At 37.3% G+C, this 19,919-nt stretch carries 20 protein-coding genes; 16 read left to right on the forward strand and 4 right to left on the reverse strand.

Annotated features, from left to right (window positions below):
- Positions 1-46: 46 nt before the first annotated feature.
- The 3 genes from Q8S11_RS15805 (at position 47) to Q8S11_RS15815 (ending at position 3,377) form a co-directional block, all read left to right on the forward strand.
- Positions 47-907, forward strand: coding sequence for an RNA polymerase sigma factor RpoD/SigA (locus Q8S11_RS15805; RefSeq protein ID WP_090697759.1), 861 nt, complete (start codon positions 47-49; stop codon positions 905-907).
- Positions 908-987: 80 nt separating this feature from the next.
- Positions 988-2,433, forward strand: a complete 1,446-nt coding sequence (locus Q8S11_RS15810) for a glyceraldehyde-3-phosphate dehydrogenase (protein WP_305663094.1) — start codon at positions 988-990, stop codon at positions 2,431-2,433.
- Between the two features lie 152 nt (positions 2,434-2,585).
- Positions 2,586-3,377 (forward strand): PhzF family phenazine biosynthesis protein, encoded by a 792-nt coding sequence (locus Q8S11_RS15815; RefSeq protein ID WP_305663095.1) that lies wholly within the window; start codon positions 2,586-2,588, stop codon positions 3,375-3,377.
- A 617-nt stretch (positions 3,378-3,994) separates the two neighbouring features.
- On the opposite strand, the gene Q8S11_RS15820 is transcribed toward Q8S11_RS15815, so the two are convergent.
- Together Q8S11_RS15820 and Q8S11_RS15825 are read right to left on the reverse strand one after the other, a co-directional pair.
- Positions 3,995-4,702 carry a TIGR00730 family Rossman fold protein gene (locus tag Q8S11_RS15820; RefSeq protein WP_305663096.1) on the reverse strand — a complete coding sequence of 236 codons (708 nt, stop codon included), beginning with the start codon at positions 4,700-4,702 and terminating at the stop codon, positions 3,995-3,997.
- A gap of 18 nt (positions 4,703-4,720) precedes the next feature.
- A complete protein-coding gene (locus tag Q8S11_RS15825) occupies positions 4,721-6,229 on the reverse strand; it encodes a sodium:solute symporter (protein ID WP_305663097.1) in 1,509 nt (502 codons plus the stop codon).
- 325 nt (positions 6,230-6,554) lie between these two features.
- Here Q8S11_RS15825 and recR point away from each other — a divergent pair, with 325 nt between their 5' ends.
- Genes recR through Q8S11_RS15840 form a run of 3 tightly spaced genes read left to right on the forward strand, consistent with a single transcriptional unit; the run spans position 6,555 to position 8,846 of the window.
- Positions 6,555-7,172, forward strand: coding sequence for a recombination mediator RecR (recR, locus tag Q8S11_RS15830; RefSeq protein ID WP_305663098.1), 618 nt, complete (start codon positions 6,555-6,557; stop codon positions 7,170-7,172).
- A gap of 22 nt (positions 7,173-7,194) precedes the next feature.
- Positions 7,195-8,010, forward strand: coding sequence for an SDR family oxidoreductase (locus tag Q8S11_RS15835; protein WP_305663099.1), 816 nt, complete (start codon positions 7,195-7,197; stop codon positions 8,008-8,010).
- The gene (locus Q8S11_RS15840; protein WP_305663100.1) at positions 8,007-8,846 is read left to right on the forward strand and encodes an alpha/beta hydrolase; all 840 of its coding nucleotides are present in this window, start codon (positions 8,007-8,009) and stop codon (positions 8,844-8,846) included. The genes Q8S11_RS15835 and Q8S11_RS15840 overlap by 4 nt, the downstream gene beginning before the upstream one ends.
- A 33-nt stretch (positions 8,847-8,879) precedes the next feature.
- On the opposite strand, the gene Q8S11_RS15845 is transcribed toward Q8S11_RS15840, so the two are convergent.
- The gene (locus tag Q8S11_RS15845; protein WP_305663101.1) at positions 8,880-10,166 is read right to left on the reverse strand and encodes a carboxypeptidase-like regulatory domain-containing protein; all 1,287 of its coding nucleotides are present in this window, start codon (positions 10,164-10,166) and stop codon (positions 8,880-8,882) included.
- A gap of 463 nt (positions 10,167-10,629) precedes the next feature.
- Between Q8S11_RS15845 and Q8S11_RS15850 the strand changes: the two genes are divergently transcribed.
- The 10 genes from Q8S11_RS15850 to Q8S11_RS15895 all read left to right on the forward strand — a co-directional run bounded on the left by Q8S11_RS15850 (position 10,630) and on the right by Q8S11_RS15895 (position 18,245).
- A complete protein-coding gene (locus tag Q8S11_RS15850; protein WP_305663102.1) occupies positions 10,630-10,932 on the forward strand; it encodes a DUF3817 domain-containing protein in 303 nt (100 codons plus the stop codon).
- Between the two features lie 88 nt (positions 10,933-11,020).
- On the forward strand, positions 11,021-12,070 hold the full coding sequence (locus Q8S11_RS15855; RefSeq protein ID WP_305663103.1) for a COX15/CtaA family protein: 1,050 nt from the start codon (positions 11,021-11,023) through the stop codon (positions 12,068-12,070).
- Positions 12,071-12,316: 246 nt separating this feature from the next.
- On the forward strand, positions 12,317-12,667 hold the full coding sequence (locus Q8S11_RS15860; protein ID WP_305663104.1) for a type II toxin-antitoxin system RelE/ParE family toxin: 351 nt from the start codon (positions 12,317-12,319) through the stop codon (positions 12,665-12,667).
- Positions 12,651-12,956 (forward strand): helix-turn-helix domain-containing protein, encoded by a 306-nt coding sequence (locus tag Q8S11_RS15865; protein WP_305663105.1) that lies wholly within the window; start codon positions 12,651-12,653, stop codon positions 12,954-12,956. The genes Q8S11_RS15860 and Q8S11_RS15865 overlap by 17 nt, the downstream gene beginning before the upstream one ends.
- A gap of 166 nt (positions 12,957-13,122) precedes the next feature.
- Positions 13,123-13,698, forward strand: coding sequence for a Crp/Fnr family transcriptional regulator (locus Q8S11_RS15870; RefSeq protein WP_305663106.1), 576 nt, complete (start codon positions 13,123-13,125; stop codon positions 13,696-13,698).
- An 86-nt stretch (positions 13,699-13,784) separates the two neighbouring features.
- A complete protein-coding gene (locus tag Q8S11_RS15875) occupies positions 13,785-14,213 on the forward strand; it encodes an ester cyclase (RefSeq protein ID WP_305663107.1) in 429 nt (142 codons plus the stop codon).
- A gap of 287 nt (positions 14,214-14,500) precedes the next feature.
- Complete coding sequence (locus Q8S11_RS15880; protein WP_305663108.1) at positions 14,501-14,944, forward strand: hypothetical protein; 444 nt, start codon at positions 14,501-14,503, stop codon at positions 14,942-14,944.
- A 613-nt stretch (positions 14,945-15,557) separates the two neighbouring features.
- Positions 15,558-15,974 (forward strand): c-type cytochrome, encoded by a 417-nt coding sequence (locus tag Q8S11_RS15885; RefSeq protein ID WP_305663109.1) that lies wholly within the window; start codon positions 15,558-15,560, stop codon positions 15,972-15,974.
- A gap of 179 nt (positions 15,975-16,153) precedes the next feature.
- Positions 16,154-16,597, forward strand: a complete 444-nt coding sequence (locus tag Q8S11_RS15890; protein ID WP_305663110.1) for a DinB family protein — start codon at positions 16,154-16,156, stop codon at positions 16,595-16,597.
- 328 nt (positions 16,598-16,925) lie between these two features.
- The gene (locus tag Q8S11_RS15895) at positions 16,926-18,245 is read left to right on the forward strand and encodes a TIGR00341 family protein (protein WP_305663111.1); all 1,320 of its coding nucleotides are present in this window, start codon (positions 16,926-16,928) and stop codon (positions 18,243-18,245) included.
- 699 nt (positions 18,246-18,944) lie between these two features.
- On the opposite strand, the gene Q8S11_RS15900 is transcribed toward Q8S11_RS15895, so the two are convergent.
- A complete protein-coding gene (locus tag Q8S11_RS15900) occupies positions 18,945-19,832 on the reverse strand; it encodes a YitT family protein (protein ID WP_305663112.1) in 888 nt (295 codons plus the stop codon).
- Between the last annotated feature and the right edge of the window lie 87 nt (positions 19,833-19,919).

Here is a 19,919-nt window from a genome sequence, read left to right on the forward strand (position 1 = left end):
ATTTTAATTAAATTTGCACACTTTTAAAAGGAGTATTTATTCATAAATGAGACAACTCAAGATAACCCAATCCATTACCAACCGTGAATCACAGTCCCTGGACAAGTATTTACACGAAATAGGTAAAGTAGACTTAATAACCGCAGAAGAAGAGGTAATATTAGCACAAAAGATCAGAGAGGGCGATCAGGCTGCTCTTGAACGTTTGACAAAAACCAATTTACGTTTCGTTGTTTCTGTAGCCAAACAATATCAGAACCAAGGCCTGACTTTGGGGGATTTGATCAATGAAGGAAATCTTGGTTTGATCAAAGCTGCCAAACGTTTTGATGAAACCAAAGGATTTAAATTCATTTCCTATGCGGTATGGTGGATTCGTCAATCCATCTTACAGGCAATTGCCGAGCAATCCAGAATCGTTCGTTTACCTTTAAACCAGGTAGGGTCTTTGAGTAAAATCAGTAAAGCATTCTCGAGATTAGAGCAGGAATTTGAGCGTGAGCCATCACCTGAAGAATTAGCAGATAACCTGGAAACAACCGTTGAAAAGATCTCTGATACTTTGAGTAATTCAGGTCGCCATGTTTCTATGGACGCACCATTTGTTCAGGGAGAAGAAAACACCTTATTGGATGTACTTGAGAACAGTGATCCGAATACAGACAGTAATCTGATCAATGAATCTTTATCTGAAGAGATCAAACGTTCATTATCAACCTTAACTGAACGTGAGCGTGAAATTATTGTGCTTTTCTTCGGACTCAGCACGAACCATCCCTTATCACTGGAAGAAATTGGCGAGAAATTCAATCTGACCCGCGAACGTGTGAGACAGATTAAAGACAAAGCTTTACAGCGTCTGCGTCATACCTCCAGAAGTAAAATATTAAAATCATATCTGGGATAAAAATTCCTTGAAAATGTAAATGAAAAGATTGGGTCTATGATCCGATCTTTTTTATTTTTGAAGCAAATTATTTTATTAAAATGTTAAATATCTACGAGAACGAGTTCAACAATTGGATTGACAAAGAGAAAAAAGCGATAGAATTGATTAATGTGGTAGGCAAGCTTTGGTTTGACCGTTCAATAGAACTCCTGCTTTTCCGGAAACCTCTGTTTGACATTGGGAGCAGTGAAATTCTTGCACATCACCAGTATGCACGTAAAATTGTCAATAAGAATATTTCAATTTATGAAAGCCTTGCAATTGCTCAGGCCATTGCTAATTCCAATCTGGCGCCTTCCCGTATTGATATTGGTCGATTAGCTGCCGAATGGATTGATGCAGATGGTAAATATTCTAATATTGAAGATTTTGTAATTAAAAAACTGGTACACCATATCGGGAAAGACAAAATAAAAATGCAGTCGAGGGATGTGGTTCTTTATGGTTTTGGCCGTATAGGCAGAATAGCTGCAAGGGAATTAGTAATGCAGGCCGGTAAAGGAGAACAGTTGCGACTCAGGGCCATCGTTACCCGTTCTTACAGTGATGAAGACCTGATCAAACGGGCTGATTTATTGAGAAATGATTCGGTTCACGGTCCTTTTTTGGGGACTATCACAGAGGATTTTGAAAAAAAGGCTTTGGTGATTAATGGTCAGCTTATTTTTATGATTGCGGCTAAAGATCCTGCTGAGGTAGATTATACAAGATATGGCATCAGTAATGCGCTTTTGATTGATAATACCGGGGTATTACGAGACAGGGAAGGACTCGGACAACATCTTGCATCAAAAGGGATAGAACGGGTACTTTTAACAGCTCCCGGCAAAGGAGATGTTCCGAATATTGTTTTCGGAGTAAATCAAAACGATTTTAAAAAAGAGGAGACTATTTTTTCTGCCGCTTCATGTACTACCAATGCAATAGTGCCGGTATTGAAGATTATTCAGGATGCCTTTGGGATTGAAAAGGGGCATATTGAAACGGTTCACAGTTATACCAATGACCAGAACCTGCTGGATAATTATCATAAGAAATACCGAAGGGGACGTTCAGCAGCTTTGAATATGGTGATAACTGAGACAGGGGCAGACAAAGCAGTATCGAAAGTCTTCCCGGCTTTGGAAGGTAAGTTAACAGGAAATGCGGTACGGGTTCCAACTCCCGATGTATCACTGGCAATTCTTAACCTAACCCTGAATACTGAGGTTACGAAATCTGATATTGAAAAGGTTTTGAAAGAGGCTTCCCTTTTTGGTGATATGGTTGAACAGATTGAATATTCGATCTCCAATGAACTGGTATCGAGTGATGTGATAGGAAATAGTCATGCTTCTATTGTAGATGGGCCGGCAACTATCTTATCAAAAGATGGCAGATCAGCAGTAATCTATGTATGGTATGATAATGAATATGGCTATACCAGGCAGGTGGTGAGATTGGCAAAATCGCTGGCGGGGGTGATTAGGTTGACGTATTATTAATTGAGAGTTGAGAATGGAGAGTTGAGAATGAGGTGTTTACGGAGAAGGATGTCATCCCGACGCAGGAGGGAACTTAGCTAATTAGTTGACAATTGAAAATAGAGAGTTGGAATGTATTCCAACTCTAATAATTATAAATAAACATTAATACAATGCTTACTATTCCAATTTACCAGGTTGATGCGTTCAGTGATAAGTTGTTTGGAGGAAATCCGGCAGCTATCTGTCCGCTTAAGGAATGGCTGCCTGCACCTCAGATGCAGAAAATTGCAGCAGAAAATAATTTGGCAGAAACCGCATTCTTCATTCCTCAGGGAAAGGATTTTGAGTTACGATGGTTTACACCCGAGTCGGAAGTGGATCTCTGTGGTCATGCAACACTTGCCACGGCCCATGTTTTGTTCACCTTATTGAATTATGAGGGTGATACGGTTCATTTCCATACCCTGAAGGCCGGTACCCTTACGGTTAGCCGTAAGGATGATCTTTATACCCTCGACTTCCCTTCGCGTGCTCCAAAGAACTGTGATGTCCCTGCGGGCTTGATTGAGGCCCTGGGAGGCAGAAAGCCTGTGGAGGTTTTACGTTCAAGGGATTATTTCATCGTTTATGAAACTGAAGCCGATGTTTTGGCCTTAGAACCAAATTTTGCTGCTTTAAGCCGCATAGAATCCTTAGGTTTTGTGGTAACCGCTCCCGGAGAAAACTCTGATTTTGTTTCCCGGTTTTTCGCCCCTTCTGCAGGTATTGATGAAGACCCCGTTACCGGATCTTCGCACTGTAACCTGATCCCATACTGGGCAGATCGATTAGGAAAATTTAAACTTCATGCCTACCAGGTATCCGCTCGACGAGGTGAGTTATGGTGCGAGCATAAAGGGGATAGGGTATTGATGTCGGGGAAAGCGGTTACTTATTTGAAGGGAGAAATATTTTTAAGCTGAAAGCTTAAAGCCGAAAGCAAAAAGCTTAAAGCTAGGGGCAATAACCATTCATGAAAGTTAATAATCTTAGATCGACTAGCTATTTAACCATCCATAAATTGGATGAACGGAGTTTTATAGCATGGACACCCAACTATTTAGGACTCTTTGTACCTAAATTAATTTATGAGTTTGATACTGATGGACAGAATTTAAAAATCAGAACTATAGGTTTTCTAAAAGTGTTATTTTTAAATTGGTTAATTTATTGTGGAATGATTTCGCTAGTTGTTTATTTTTTGGATAATAGCATTGAACAACTAATCTCGGCCTACCCTTTTTTCCTAGGAATATTTGTATTCCTGATTTTACTGAATTACATAGTTATATTTTCCACACGTTGGAAAGTCGAACAACAATTTAATAATAACAGCCATTAACAGAGGCTTGTTTCAATTGCTGCTAAAGTGGTTTATGAAAATTCAGTTCTTTCTATTGCATTTAGTGCTAGCTTGCGGTCGAAATACAATTAATTCAGCGCCTGCAACAAGCCAGAAAAACGTGGTCAGCAGAAAGATTAAGAATTAATTTCAAATGAAGCTGTCATCCTCAGACCTCAGACATCAGACAACTATTTTTTAGAAATTCGGTTTCAAAACATATTTCTCATAGAACCTGAAAATATGTTCTGTAGCTTCTTCGGCAGTATCCACCAAACGGTATAGATTCAGGTCATCTTCGTTGATATTATGCTCCTGCTCCAGCATATGGGTTTTTACCCAATCCATCAATCCTGACCAGTAATCAACACCGACCAATACGATTGGAAAGCGCGCAACTTTTCCGGTTTGTATGAGGGTTAGTGCTTCGAACATCTCGTCCATAGTTCCAAATCCACCCGGAAGAATAATGAATCCCTGTGAGTATTTCATAAACATCACTTTACGCACGAAGAAATAATCAAAGTCGAGGGTTTTATCACGGTCGATGTATTTATTATGGAATTGTTCGAAAGGGAGGTCAATATTTAACCCGACCGATTTACCTCCGGCCTCAAAGGCACCTTTATTGGCAGCTTCCATAATACCGGGGCCGCCACCTGATATTACTCCGTATCCCCGTTCCGTCAGCATCCTGGCACAGTCTTCGGCCAGTTTAAAATATTTATTTTCGTGTGATGTTCTCGCAGAACCAAAAATAGAAACACAGGGTCCGATTTTGGCCAGTTTTTCAAAACCATCCACAAATTCGGCCATAATTTTAAAGATCTGCCAGGAATCTGTGACTTTAATTTCCTGCCAGTTTTTATTTTCAAATGCATGTCTTATTTTATCGTCATTACTCATATTGGATTCAGAATGGGGTTAAAATTGAGTTTTGCTGGTAGCGGGTTTACTGATTAGTAATAAACCAATAAAGGTGATCAAGCCATTTACCACGATGAGTTCATTATCAAAAATATAGCCACCCATTAGCGTTTTTGAATTTGCATTCAGAAATAAGCAAATTGCAGGGGATAACAAACAAATGAAAGGCACAAGTTTGTCCTTAACACCCCTGTTTTTCATAAATAAACCGAAACCATAAAGTCCCAGTAATGGACCATAGGTATATGACGCTACTGTGAATATCGCACTTACAACAGCCGCATTATTTACAATATTGAACAATATGATAACTGTGAACATCAGCAGGGAAAGACCAATATGAACCATATGTCTGGTTCGGATTGCTGCAGGAGAGTTTAAATCTTCCCTTTTTGAGAATCCCAGGAAATCTACACAAAAGGAAGTGGTTAGAGCAGTTAATGCCGAATCGGTAGTAGCAAAAGTAGCCGCGGTTAACCCGAGCATGAAAACCACAGCCGGAACCATTGATAAATGGTTGAAAGCAATTTCAGGGAAAAGAAAATCGGTTCTTGGTTTACCTGTAACATGGTCGAGCGGAAGTTCAATTCCATTTTTGCTTGCATAAACATAGAGTAATGCACCTACACTAAGGAAGAATATATTAACAATCACAAAAACAGTGGTGAAAGTGAACATGTTTTTCTGGGCTTCTCTGATATTATTGCAGCTCAAATTCTTCTGCATCATATCCTGATCCAGGCCTACCATCGCTATCGTTACAAAAATACCTCCCAGCAATTGTTTGCTGACATGGAACTTACTGGTCATAAAATCTTCATAAAAGAACACTTTCGAATAACCACTATGTTTGATGGTTTCGAAGGCCTCAATTAAATTCAGATCGAGGCTGTCGCAGATAAAAAATATGGTGAGTATGACCGATGAAACCAAAAACAAGGTTTGAAGGATGTCGGTTATGATTATGGTTTTTAAGCCACCTTTAAAAGTGTAGGACCAGATTAAGGTGAGTGCTATAAGCACTGTGGCCCAGAATGGCAGACCATAAGAATCGAAAATAAAGCGTTGTAATACGATAACCACGAGGTATAAACGGAAGGAAGAACCAACTGTACGGCTCAAAAGAAAGATACTGGCAGCAGTTTTATAGCTGTATATACCTAAACGCTCTTCAATATAGGTGTAAATCGAAGTCAGGTTCATACGGTAGTATAGTGGAAGCAGTACAGTAGCGATGATGATGAATCCTATGGCATTACCTAAAACGAATTGAAAATATTTAAACTCATTTCCTGCGGGATTACCAACTTCGCCCGGGACTGAGATAAAGGTTACCCCTGATAAAGCAGTCCCAATCATACCAAAAGCTACCAGATACCATTTTGAATTCCGGTTTGCGGTAAAAAAGGTTGAATTGTCGGAAGACTTTTTGGATGTGAAGTAGGAGATGCCTATTAACATCAAAAAATATCCAATCAGAAAACTAAGTAAAATTCCCGGAGTCATATGGTTTTTAAAATTGATAATCTGCGCAAATTAATAATTAAGTTCTGAATATTCTCTTTACTGGTATTACTAAACGTTATGGGATTGCTTTGTCGTGCTGCCCTTCCGGTCAGGCGGGCCTCCAAAGACAGTTGGATTGTTTCATCGTGCTTGTCCGCCCGGTCGTCTTTTGTCATTGCGAGTGTAGCGAAGCAATTTCCTTACTACTATTACTGAATGTCATGAGATTGCTTCGTCGTACCTCCTCGCAATGGCAGTCAGAGTAAGCCAGTATTTTCTAATAAACCCATGCAAAAAAGACTAAGTTTAACTATAAATTTGCAGAATGAATTTTTCTTCAAAGCTGCTCGAAAATGCAGTCAATGAATTTTCAAGTTTACCGGGCATAGGTCAGAAAACGGCCCTGCGTTTAGTTTTGCACCTGCTGAACCAGCCTCAGTCGGAGGTTGAGAAGTTCGGTAATTCACTTTTGATTTTAAAGCGTGACATCCGGTATTGTATTGAATGTCATAATATTTCTGATCATGAGCTTTGTCAGATCTGCAATGCTGTAAAACGTGATAAGTCGCTGATTTGCGTGGTAGAAGATACCCGTGATGTGATGGCAATCGAAAATACCGGTCAGTACCAGGGTGGATATCATGTGATGGGCGGCTTAATATCTCCGATGGATGGTATCGGGCCTTCGGATTTGAATATCGAAAGCCTTGTAAAACGGGTTCAGGCCGGAGGAATTAAAGAGGTGATTCTGGCTCTAAGCGCAACAATGGAAGGTGATACAACAATTTTTTACCTGTATAAGAAACTTAAAGATTTGGGTGTTTCAATCAGTACGATAGCACGAGGAATCGCATTTGGAGGTGAGCTTGAGTATGTGGATGAAATTACTCTGGGAAGGTCCATAGCCACCCGGGTACCCTACGAGAACTCATTAGCCAGATGAATCTGATTAATAATATAAAAAAATGAACCTTAAAAATAAAACGGTAATTATTACAGGTGCTTCGTCCGGAATAGGCAGGTCATGTGCCGAGGAGTTTGCAAAAAAAGGTTCAAACCTTGTGTTAGGGGCACGTCAGTATGTTGCTCTATGTGAAATAGCGCAGGATCTGGAGGCAAAGTATGGAATTAAAGCAGTTGCTGTTCGCTGTGATGTATCAAAAGAAGCAGATTGTCAGGATTTGATTAACCAGGCAATGGCGACATTTAATCGTATTGATGTTCTGGTTAACAATGCCGGAATCTCAATGCGTGCCTTGTTTACAGACCTTGATCTGCAGGTATTGCGTAACCTGATGGATGTCAATTTTTGGGGTGCGGTGTATTGCACAAAATATGCGATTCCTGAATTGCTAAAACATCAGGGTTCCGTTGTAGGGGTTTCTTCAATAGCAGGTTATCGCGGCTTACCCGGCAGAACTGGATATTCTGCTTCTAAATTTGCATTGAATGGCTTTCTGGAGGCATTACGGGTAGAAAATCTTAAAACCGGATTGCATGTGATGATCGCCTCTCCGGGATTCACCTCTTCAAATATCCGCAAGGTTGCTTTGGTTAAAGATGGTACCGCTCAGGGCGAAACCAGTATGGATGAAGATAAAATGATGAGTTCGGGAGAGGTAGCCCAAATCATAGTCAGAGGAATAGAACAGCGAAAACGCTCATTGATCATGACGGCCCAGGGGAAACTTACTGTATTATTGAATAAAATCCTACCGGCCTGGTTAGACGGACTCGTATACAATCATTTTACGAAAGAAAAGGATCCCCTTATTAGATGAAGCTGAAGTATTTTCTGTTAATTTTAATCCTGGCGTCTGTTTTGGAGCTTTCTGCGAAAGTTTTGATTAGCAAGGATATTCCTTACCGTGAAAATTCAACGGATATCCGAAATCGTCTGGATGTTTATTATCCTGAAAATACCCAGAAGTCAAAAGACGTGTTGGTTTTTATCCATGGAGGCTCCTGGAACAGTGGAAAAAAAGAGATCTATTGGTGGTTGGGTAAAAATATGGCCAGGAAAAATGTCGTATCAGTGATTATTAATTATAGCCTGAGTCCGGAATCTCAATATGAAAACATGGCTTTAGATTGTGCTTTGGCAATAAAATGGGTTAAGGATAGTATTGCCCGATTTGGGGGGCGATCAGACCGGATCTTTGTTATGGGGCATTCGGCCGGTGGGCATCTGGCAGCATTGATCAATAATGACCCAAGGTTTTTTGAAAGTACAGGGATTCCTAATCCAATAAAAGGAGTAATTCTGAATGATAGTTTCGGTTTAGATATGTATGAATATTTGACAGTTGCCGAGCCGGATGAACATACAGAGGATTTCCTGAATGCATTTTCCAGGGATCAGGAAACATGGAAAACAGCTTCACCGATGTATTATCTCCAAAATGTAATGAAGCCATTTCTGGTTTTTGTCGGAGAGCGGACCTATCCGGCAATAAAACTACAATCTAAGCGCCTTTATGACGAACTTCTCAAAGCCAATAAGACCATTGAGATGAAATACATAGAAAGAAAAAGGCACAAGGGAATGATCATTCAAATGATTTCCCGGAAAAATCAGATGTATGATCTAATTCTGGAATTTATGGCTAAAGCTTAAAAATTTCAGTGGGCAACAGTAGCCAATAGATTACTAAATCTTCCTCTGTATTTTTCTGATCGCTGATTCAATTGATTTTTCAGGTTCAATAATATTATATTCTCCCCAGAATTCAGGATCAGCGAAGTTGGATACCTTGTCCATCATGATCACGTTTTGCCTTAATTTCTGAGTTGCTTTTTGTGGTTCGTTTGTTTTCTTTCTCCAATCGGTTACAGCCATCTCGACTGATGTTTCATAGGTTGTATTAAACAGTCTTTTGTCCCAGTTAACCCTGAAAGTGATATCACCGCGTGAATAACTAAACAGCCATTTTCCGTTTTGCTCGCGATAATTGATCTGGTAGCTGGCTTCAATAGGGTATACTTCGGCTCCCGCGGGTTTCTTTTGGGTAAACATCAAGGCTGCGGCTTTTCTGTCTTCAACATTGAGGTTGAATGTAGCGCTTATAATAGCCATACTTTCAGTATCTATAAATAACTTGCCATAATAAAGTGGTGCAGTAATCGCGGGCTTTTGCTTGAAGGCCAGCACATATACCTTTCTTTCATCAATCTGGGTATTATTCTCCATAGAGAAATCATAAACTTTCAATGCGTCATCAGTAAAAATCAAGCCCGGATATTTCATAATATCGAGGAACATTGTGGTATAGGGTCCACCCTGTAATTTGAAGGTCAGGGTGTCAAGTCTGGTATAGTCTGTATTTTTACGCCCTTTGAAAAGTTCAATAAAATCATCAACATTACTCATGTAAGGCTGCTTTTGGATCTCTACTACTGATTCTGAAAGTGATAAATATGTTCTTCGCTTTCTGATCGTCTCGCGGTAAAATCCAGTCATCAGATTCTGGTCACTACTGTAATTCTGCTCTATTCTGCTTATTGCCTGATTAAAAAGTTTTTCAGCATCGTTTGTAGAAATAATAATCTCGCTTAAGGCAATGTTGAAGGCTTCAAGAAGGATCTCGTTATTTTCCGGCTTTAAATCTTTAATACTAATCACCTTATTTTTATATCCCAGAAAGGAAATCATTAGATCGGCATTGGCGTTTTCCCTGGGTACTTTTAAAGAAAACTCACCTTCACTATTGCTTACCCCGGCAATGTTTGTTCCAAGGACTGATAATGTGGCAAAAGCAAGTTCTTTTTTACTTTTACTATCCAAAATGATTCCCTTAAATTGGGTAAAACTGCTGGTATCACTTTGACCGAATGCTGTTGTTGAAGTAAAAATATTCAGGGAAAATATGGCAATGATCAATAAAAGTGTTGAGCCTGTCAGTAATCCTTTAATGTTTAGGTGTCCCGGGTTTTTCATGGCAAATGTTTGAAAAATTGTTTTTAAATAATTGGTTATACAAATTTAAGCATGGAAACCGGTTTTGATAGATGATATATATCACATATTTCCTGGTCTTGGAATTTCTGATTGAAGGTGTTCAGACAAAATTGGGATTATTTTAGAATTTAAATATTAATATCTTGATTATCAATATTTTGCAAATTTAAATTGGAGCACTATTTAATATTGAGCTTCGGGAGTAAAATAATATATGACAGAAAATAAACGCACCTGACTGAAAATGTTACATAAAGCCTTGATAACCTGAGTGCTAATGGGTAAAGAAGAGCTTAAGATTCCGTTTATAGTGCCCTGGTTTTTGTTAAGAATCATAAGTCATGGAATTTGAAATATTATTTCAGGCTTTACTTTGCAGTGATTTTTCTGAGCCGGATAATTTCTAATTTTAGCGCATTGTCTAATGTAAATTCTAAGAAACATGTTAAATACTCCCATAGGTCGTTTCCGATTCATTGCTTTTGTAGAAGGTTGTTCTTTTCTGCTCATTGGGCTTACGATGATCCTAAAGTACCGCTATGATATGCCCGAACCTAATTATGTCGTGGGAATGGTGCATGGCCTGCTTTTTATTCTTTATGTTTTATTGCTGCTTCAGGTGACTTACATTTACAAATGGTCGTTTTGGATGCTGACCCGTGGTTTTATTGCATCTTTAATCCCATTTGGGACATTCTATGCTGATAAGAAGTGGTTTTCAAAGCAAGATTCGCAAATCTTATGATTCAGCTGACCTTGTTCAATGTGTTGTTATTCGCAGGAGGATTAAATGTGGGCCTTCTGATCCGGCTATAAATTTATTCACGATTTAAATGGAGAAGAGCTTATTTAAGAACCATCGCCCGGTAGCCATCTGGTTATATATTGGTGTTGGCATGATCATGATACAGGTTTTGATTGGCGGGCTAACCCGACTAACCGGTTCAGGATTATCCATAACAGAATGGCAGCCGATCTTAGGCGCATTCCCTCCAATGAATGAGCAGGCCTGGCAGGAAGCCTTTGATAGATACAAGCAGATTGCACAGTTTAAACATCTGAACAGTCATTTCAGTCTCAGTGATTTTAAGCTGATTTATTTCTGGGAATGGTTTCACCGCGATTGGGCAAGGCTGATGGGCCTGGTTTTCTTTTTTCCTTTCATATATTTTCTGATTAAGAAAAAGATTGACCGTAGTATGGTTAATCCGATGATTATTTTATTCCTTTTGGGTGGATTGCAGGGGGCTATAGGCTGGATTATGGTTCAAAGCGGCCTAAATGCCGAGAATCTGTATGTAAGCCATATTCGTCTTGCTGTTCATTTTATTTCGGCCCTGGCCTTATTAGCCTATACGCTTTGGTTCGCAATGAAAGTCAGTATTTCCTCAGATCAGATTTTACATGTTCCTAATCTGAAAAAGCTGAATATCTGGCTGCTGGTACTAATTACGCTTCAGTTGATTTACGGGGCATTCATGGCAGGCTTACATGCTGCTTTTGCTGCGGTTACCTGGCCTGATATGAACGGGCAATGGATTCCGGATGGGATGCTGATGCAGGGAGGCTTTTGGGATGATATTACACATAACCTTATAACTGTACATTTTATCCACCGTGCACTCGCTTATCTCATCTGTATACCGGTTATTATCTGGACGATAAAGACTAAGAATCTTCCTGTAAACAGCCTGCTCCGCAAATTCCGCTTACTTCCCTTAGTATTATTATTGGTTCAGATTCTTTTAGGGATACTGACAGTCATTAATACCAGAGGGGAAATACCTTTGATCTATGCGATTCTGCATCAGTTTGTGGGGATGTTGTTCCTGCTTGCGTTTGTTGGGACCTTGTTTTTGAGTGGGGGGAGGCAGGGGAAATAGGGATTTCCTGGTCTTAATTCTTGCTTAAAAACACTAACTCAAGTCCTCCCTGGATTTTGGTATCTGTTATTTTGTATTTAAAATTATTTTGCTCTTTGTTTTTGTAAACGGGTATATTCGTTTAAAAGCGGATAGGGGTGGGTCATTACCACAATAACTGAGTTATAGGCGATGCTAACGAAATCTTTCTCTTAATTAAATCTTTCCACCATTTGCATAAAGTTACCTAAATAGCTAACTTTGATTGTGCAAGAAAAATTCATTAGAGACATATTCTATTATCAGAATTATTATCTGGAATTCTTTGAGAAACTAAAGCCGGAAGTTAAGAAGAAATTTAACTGGACTTTACAGCTCATTGCAACAATTGATAGAGTTCCGGAGAAATATTTCAAATATATGACAGGCTCTACTGGGATCTTTGAGATCAGAGTGGAAGTGGGTTCAGATATTTACAGGGTTTTTAGCTTTTTTGACAAGGGCCAACTAATCATACTTTTAAACGGCTTCCAAAAGAAATCTCAGAAAACTCCAACGACTGAACTTGAACTTGCAGAAAAACTTAAAAAACAATACTTCGATGAAAAAGATAAATAAAAATCTCACCTCTTTTGCTGAGCATCTTGATCTGCAATATGGAAAACAAGGAACCCAAAACAGGGAAAAATACGAAGAAGGCTTTGAGACCTTTAAACTCGGAGTAATGATTCAGGAACTTAGAAAAGAAAAAGGGTTAACTCAGGAACAACTTGCCGAAAAATGTGGCACTACAAAGACCTACATTTCCAGGATCGAGAATGATGCCAGCGATATCCGGCTCTCAACCTTAATGAGAATAATTCGCGAAGGCTTAGGCGGACATTTGAAACTAAGCGTAGATCTATAATCTCTGGCACCGCCTATAACAACGGGTTAAAGTCATGCCTCCTCCAGTGCTAACCAAACTGTTCTGCTATTTATTACTTTAATGCTATACGAAAGATTATGCTGTTAACCCGGCACAACTTTAACCCGCCAAACGTTATGTGCTATGCAGTGGAATACCCTAAAATATGACAAACAATTCAAAAACATTATTATACAAAACAATAACCGACTTGACTGAAATTTCAGCTTCAAGCCTTGACAAGCTATTTGAAATTGCTAATAAACGACAATTAACAAAAGGAGAAACTATTTTAAAGGAAGGACAAATTTGTAAAAATATCATGTTCGTTGAAAAAGGATATGTAAGAACTTTTATTGACAAAGACGGTACAGAAATAAATACGGACTTTACCTTTGAAGGCAATTTTACGACCAACTTAAAAAGTTTACGTTCTGCTTCTTCGGCTGACAATTCAATACAAGCAGGAGAAATTACAACCCTTTACGAATTTGACAAAGACAAACTTTTAGAACTTTACAATGTATCGGCAGAAATAGAATCATTTGGCAGAAAACTTTTAGAGCAACTTTTAATAGCCCAAGAAGAACACACCAACTTGTTTAAAATTTATTCCCCAACAGAACGCTATCAATATTTACAGACGAGCAAACCTGAGATATTGCAACGAATAAGTCTTTCACAACTTTCATCTTATTTGGGTATTGCAAGGGAAACATTAAGCAGAATTAGAAAAAAATAAAAGTATAGAAAGTTTTTGTGACGATTATCACAGGTAAAAGCGATTACAACGAATAACCTTTGCAATTCATTTTAAAAGCGAAAAAGATGAATTCAAAAAACAAATCAATCGTAACAAATTTCATTGAAGAAATTTGGAATCAAAACGAATTTGAAAAAATTGATAATTACATTTCTGCCGACTTTATTGACCATTCGTTACCGCCTACTCTGCCAGCAGACAAAGACGGTATGAAACTTTGGATTATCGGAACAGGCAAATCTTTTGAGCATAAAACCATTATTGACGACATTGTTTGCGAAGAAGATAAGGTTATGCTGAAAATAAGAATGCAACTTAAACACATTGGCGTTTGGAGAGATATTGAACCGACTCATTTTGAAATATCAACGGTTGGTTATAGGTATTACAAACTTGCTGACGGGAAAATTGTAGAACATTGGTCTTTGCTAGACGGCAACTCAATTGAAAACCAACTTAAAAAAGCCAAACACGGTTGTAAAATACAGGAATAAGCGGACAAAATGCACAGCACAGCGGTTTGGCGTAATGGGGGCGGAGGTTCTTCGTATGAAAATTTGTGCTAAATTTGAACTGTGTGCTTCGGAGAAACTTTTGTGGTGAAATGCCCCCCACTGCACCAAGCCGCAAACCGTTGGCGGTAACGCGACCCAAACTCAGGTAATCAAAAAATCATAAATAAATGATTGATGATTTGAACTCATAAAGATAATACGACGAAAAATTATCGAAGTAACGAAAGTGAAAAACATTAATTAAAACCCGTAGTGAAATATACTAAATGAAATTATCCGAGTATGTAAAAAAAAGAAATGGAGTTCCAATTGGACATTCAAGTTCACTTCAAAATAATTTGCAAAGGTCGCTTGGAGCCAAAAACTTTTCGGCATTTTGGAATTTCTGGAACCCGATTTTCGGTTATTATTTAGGTACAAAAATATTTAAACCTTTGAAAAGGGAACTTCCTGCTGGGTTTGCCGTTGTTTTGACATTCGTTTTTTGCGGATTAGTTCACGATTTAGTTACGACTTTAATAAGAGGAAAACTTTCGTTATTTTTTTCTGTCTGGTTTCTTTTAATGGGAACAGCGGTTACGGTTTCGAAATTTTTAAACTATGACCTATCGAATAAGAAGTGGATTTTCAGAGCTTTAATGAACTTAACAATAATAGGTGTATGTTTATTTCTGACAAATTATCTAAACACAATATGGAAGTATTATTAAAATTAGCGAAGAACCAAATTTGACAAAAGACGAACAATAAGGTATAAAAACAATATGTACTACCCTTAACATGGTATTGGCAATAGTGGGCTGACAGTTATGAGCCCAACATTTATAATTCTATTGCGCATTTGTACAAATGATGAACTGTTGTTTTTCAAATGCCCACCATCTTTAATATGTAAAACGTTATGAAAAATCCTTAAATGACATCAGTATTAACAAATCATTCTTCATTCTGTTTTGTTCATAACAAGCACAGTTTTTGGTCAAAGCGATCAGGAATATTGGGATGATTGAAAGCGAAGTATTATTTAAAATAGGGTAGGAAGAAACATGGATGCCAGTTCAGCCACAAATTCTGGAAGTACTAAAAAAAGAAGTCAAAAAGGGAAATAGAGTGACTCTGTACTGTCTTCATTTCAATGAGCATAACAGTAAGAATATATTATATAACACTTTTTTAATTTCAGAATTTTACAAATAGCTGATGCTAACAGGCCTTTGACAAAAAGGCGGAGCGGGAAAGATATAAATAGTGACATACCTGAAGCGGCAATACTATGGGCTTGAGGCGCAAAATTAATATGACAAAACCAGACTGACACACTATATGATTAGAAGGATAACCGTACTTTTTGTCAGTTGTATAACCTTTGCAAGCTACTTTCTTCTTTGCTGTAACAATAAACCGGAACAAAAAATTATAAGAAAACCGATTGATTATATAAGACCAATTCCAGGTGTCAACGATAGCATACCGACCGAACTTGCTGAAAAGGGTAAAGTACTGATTGCTTATTCAGATTGTTATACTTGTCATAAAATTAATGAAAGATCTGTAGGTCCGGCTTTTAATGATATTGCAAAAAGGTACCCTGTAAAAAAAGTTTATATTGAAATGCTTGCTCAAAAAGTAATTATGGGTGGAAGCAGAAGCTGGGGCTATCCGGTTATGACCCCGCATCCTAAACTTTCATTGGAAGAAGCAAAAATTATGGTTAGTTATATTTTATCGTTAAAAAAATAGTGCGGCAATAAATTTTCCGCTTATAGGCCAGGATTTGTTAAACATTAACATGGCTGGTTCTAATTTTATTAGCTTAGTACGATGCGAAAGCGGATTGCAATTTGCCCGTATCAATTTATGCCTGAAATATCATTAATAGTTAGCCTGAAGGGTTCCAAAAACGGTTAAAGATTTAGAAAATGAAGCAGTTTTTTAAAGAACTATTTGAATATAGTCATCATTTCAATCAGAAATTGGGGGATGTATATGAGGGGAATCCTGATCAGATTTCTGAAAAAGCACTGAAACTCTATAATCATATTTTAAACGCACATCAAATTTGGAATAACAGAATTATAGCAAAAGAAACACCATTTGGAGTTTGGGAAATGCATCCTCTTGAAGACTTAAAAGTGATTGATAAGAGAAACTTTGAAGCAACTTTATTGATTCTCGAAAGATTTGACCCGAGAAATAGCATCAGCTATACAAACACAAAGAGACAAACATTTCAGAATAGCATCCGGGATACCTTGTTTCACATTATAAATCATTCAAGCTATCACAGGGGACAAATTGCAACAGAATTTAAAAAGCATGGGCTTGAACCTTTGCGGACGGACTACATTTTATACAAACGATAAAATGTAGAATTATACTAGTAAAAGTAAATAGGAGTGTTAATCCCTGAATTACAGGGAAGCTTATAAATGCATTTAAATCCATAAAAAAGAAGGAATAAATTACTGATAATATCTTTCTCAAAGATAAATTACAAACCTGAAAAAGCTTGCTTTCTTATGCCGGCAAATCGCTTTTATACAATTGGCAGTGGTTTGATTATCTAAAATTTAACTGGGGTCTTAGGTGAATTGACCATAGCTGAATAAATAACGGATATATTCGTGTAAATTGGATTAATAAGTGACGTGTTGCCTAATTTATTTGTGTGCTTTACATTAAATTGAGATTATGAAAAAACTTTACTTTATTAGAAAGATTTTCCATTTTTTTAGTTTAGAATCTGAACTGGAAAATCAGGATTCTGTATATGAAGAAATAAAAAAAGGAATAATTTTCAAGGGTACAAATCTTTGGATATTGATTTTTGCAATTATTGTAGCTTCTGTTGGTCTCAATATGAACTCCACAGCAGTAATAATTGGAGCTATGCTCATATCACCCTTAATGGGTCCTATTAATGGAATGGGTTATAGTATTGCAACCTATGATTTTGACCTGTTTAGAAAATCGATTAAAAACTTTTCATTCGCAATATTAGTCAGTCTTATCGCCTCCACTGCCTATTTTGCATTAAGCCCCGTCTCAACAGCACATTCTGAGTTATTGGCCAGAACAAGTCCGACGATATATGATGTTTTGATTGCATTATTTGGCGGTTTAGCCGGTATCGTAGCAATAAGCAGTAAACAAAAGGGGAATGTAATTCCTGGTGTTGCCATTGCAACAGCGCTTATGCCTCCTTTGTGTACTGCAGGTTACGGACTTGCAACAGGGCAGTTTAATTTTTTCTTTGGGGCGCTTTATTTATTTACAATTAATACCATATTTATTGCCATTGCATCGGTTTGGATTTCACAATTATTAAAATTTCCGATTAGAAGTATTGTTGAGGAAGGTAAAAAGAAGAAAATCAACAGAACAATAACTCTGGTAATTACCATTGTTCTTTTACCCAGTATATTTTTCGGATACAAGCTTGTAAAACAGGAAGAGTTTTCACAAAAAGCCCAGAAATATGTTTCCAATGTTTCGCTTTTCGAAGGGAACTACCTCTTAAAACATAATATAGACATCAAAAAAAGTAAGATTACTTTAGTGTATGGAGGTTCTGCACTTTCAGAAAAACAGAAAAAGGCGATAATTCAAAAATCAAATGATTTTAATTTTAAAGATGCTGTAATTCAAATAGAACAGGGATTAACTTTTAGCAATTTGGATGATAGTAATCTTGAATTATATAAACTTAAAGAGCAAATTGTAAATTTAAATACTACCATAAATAAAAAAAATGTAGAGATAGAGAGTTTCTTAAATCAACAAAAGTTTGGTCAAATTCTTTTAAATGAAATAAAAACTATTTATCCACAGATCCAGGGTTGCAGCTATTCTGAGTCTCTGGTTTTTCATGATTCATCTTCAGTTCCCTTAAAATCATCAGTTATTATTTTATCAGTTAAATCAAACATCCGTGCTTCTGATAAAATAAAAATTAAGAATTGGTTTAGTCAACGGTTAAAAAGTGAGGAAGTAAAAATTTTTTATGAATAGGCACAGTGCAAAACACGAAATATAAAGCACCCCGGGTTCAATAATTAGCAAGTATGTCCTTTTCATTTTGAATTTTTCTTAAGGATTATTACAGTCTGAATTCGAAAACCCAAACCATTGATATTTTAGGGTCTGAGTGCCAAATAATACCCCAGTTTGCCTGGTTTCGAGCGTTTTAAGCAATACTGCAAGCTGTCATAAAAACAACAAACTGAATGATTGAAATAATTGCCAGATGGACAACAATACTTTTTGGATTATTTTTTATTAGTGCCGGCCTTTTGATGCTTTTTAAACCTCAAAAAGCCAGAGTTATTTTAAGAAAAGCAGGAAGCACAAATTTTATTAATTATGCCGAAATTACCATTAGACTGATACCGGCCATCGGCCTGATTTTGTCGGCTGAGTACTCTAAATTCCCGGATATATTTAAAATAGCAGGTTGGTTTATGCTTTGTACATCTTTAGTTTTATATTTCGTGCCAAGACATCTGCACCATAATTTTTCTTTGAAAGCGGCTGATATTTTAAAGCCCTTATACTTTCAATTGATTTCGCCAATTTCTCTTCTAATTGGTATTCTGTTGATTTATTCCATAATTTAAAGCTGAAAACTCAATTTATTACGAATTCAGACAGCTAGAAACCTGAAGCACGAAAACTGAAAGAAATTTTAATGCAATTGAAAACCAGGTTAATTTAATGCAATGGCCTTTGTTTGATGATCCCCCCTTTAGTTTCAGTGATCGCACTCATAACAATAAAAGCCTTGTGATCAATCAGTTCAATTTCTTCTTTTAATTTGGAGACTTCCAGTCGGGTGACAACAGTAAAGATGATATCAATACTTTTGTTTTTAAATTGAGAATGTTCAAGTCCTCTTTCTCCTTTGTAAATCGTTACACCACGCCCTAGTTTTTGGGTTATTGCTTCACGTATCTGGGCACTTTTGGATGAAATTATAGTTACCCCAGTGTACTCTTCAATTCCCTGAATAATAAAATCAACCGTCTTGGAAGCCGAGAGATAAGTCAGAATGGAATATAAAGCTGTTTCTACGTCTAAAATAAAAGCGGCTGCAATGAATATTACAACATTGATTAACAAAATGATATCCCCCATACTCAAAAAACTTCTTCTGTTTATATAAACAGCAAGGATCTCAGTTCCATCAATAACACATCCGCCTCTGATTGCAAGACCAATCCCTGATCCCAGAAAGAAGCCACCGAATATGGATATCAATAATTTATCATCAGTAATTGTTGGAAAATCAATAAAAAAAATAACTGCAGATAGAGATAAAATGGCAATACTTGTTTTGATTGCAAAACTTTTGCTGATTTGTTTTGCACCCATCAAAATAAATGGGGCATTAAATACGATGATCCAAACAGAAACAGGAATTCCGGTCAGTTGATAAGTTAAAAGGGAAATGCCGGTAATTCCACCATCAATAAAGTGATTAGGAAGCAGAAAACCTTTTAAGCCGAATGATGCAAGCCCGACTCCCAATAAAATTAGAACAGCTCTACCGAGATAGATTTTAAACTGCAATAATCTTCTCGATCTTCTGGTTGCTTTCATGTCGTTAAAAATACTTCAAAGTTTTGGTGCTATGGAAATTTTATTCATCTTTGTTATGAAGATGAGCAAGAATACAATATATACAAT

Source organism: Daejeonella sp., assembly GCF_030695525.1.
Classification (GTDB): Bacteria; Bacteroidota; Bacteroidia; order Sphingobacteriales; family Sphingobacteriaceae; genus Daejeonella.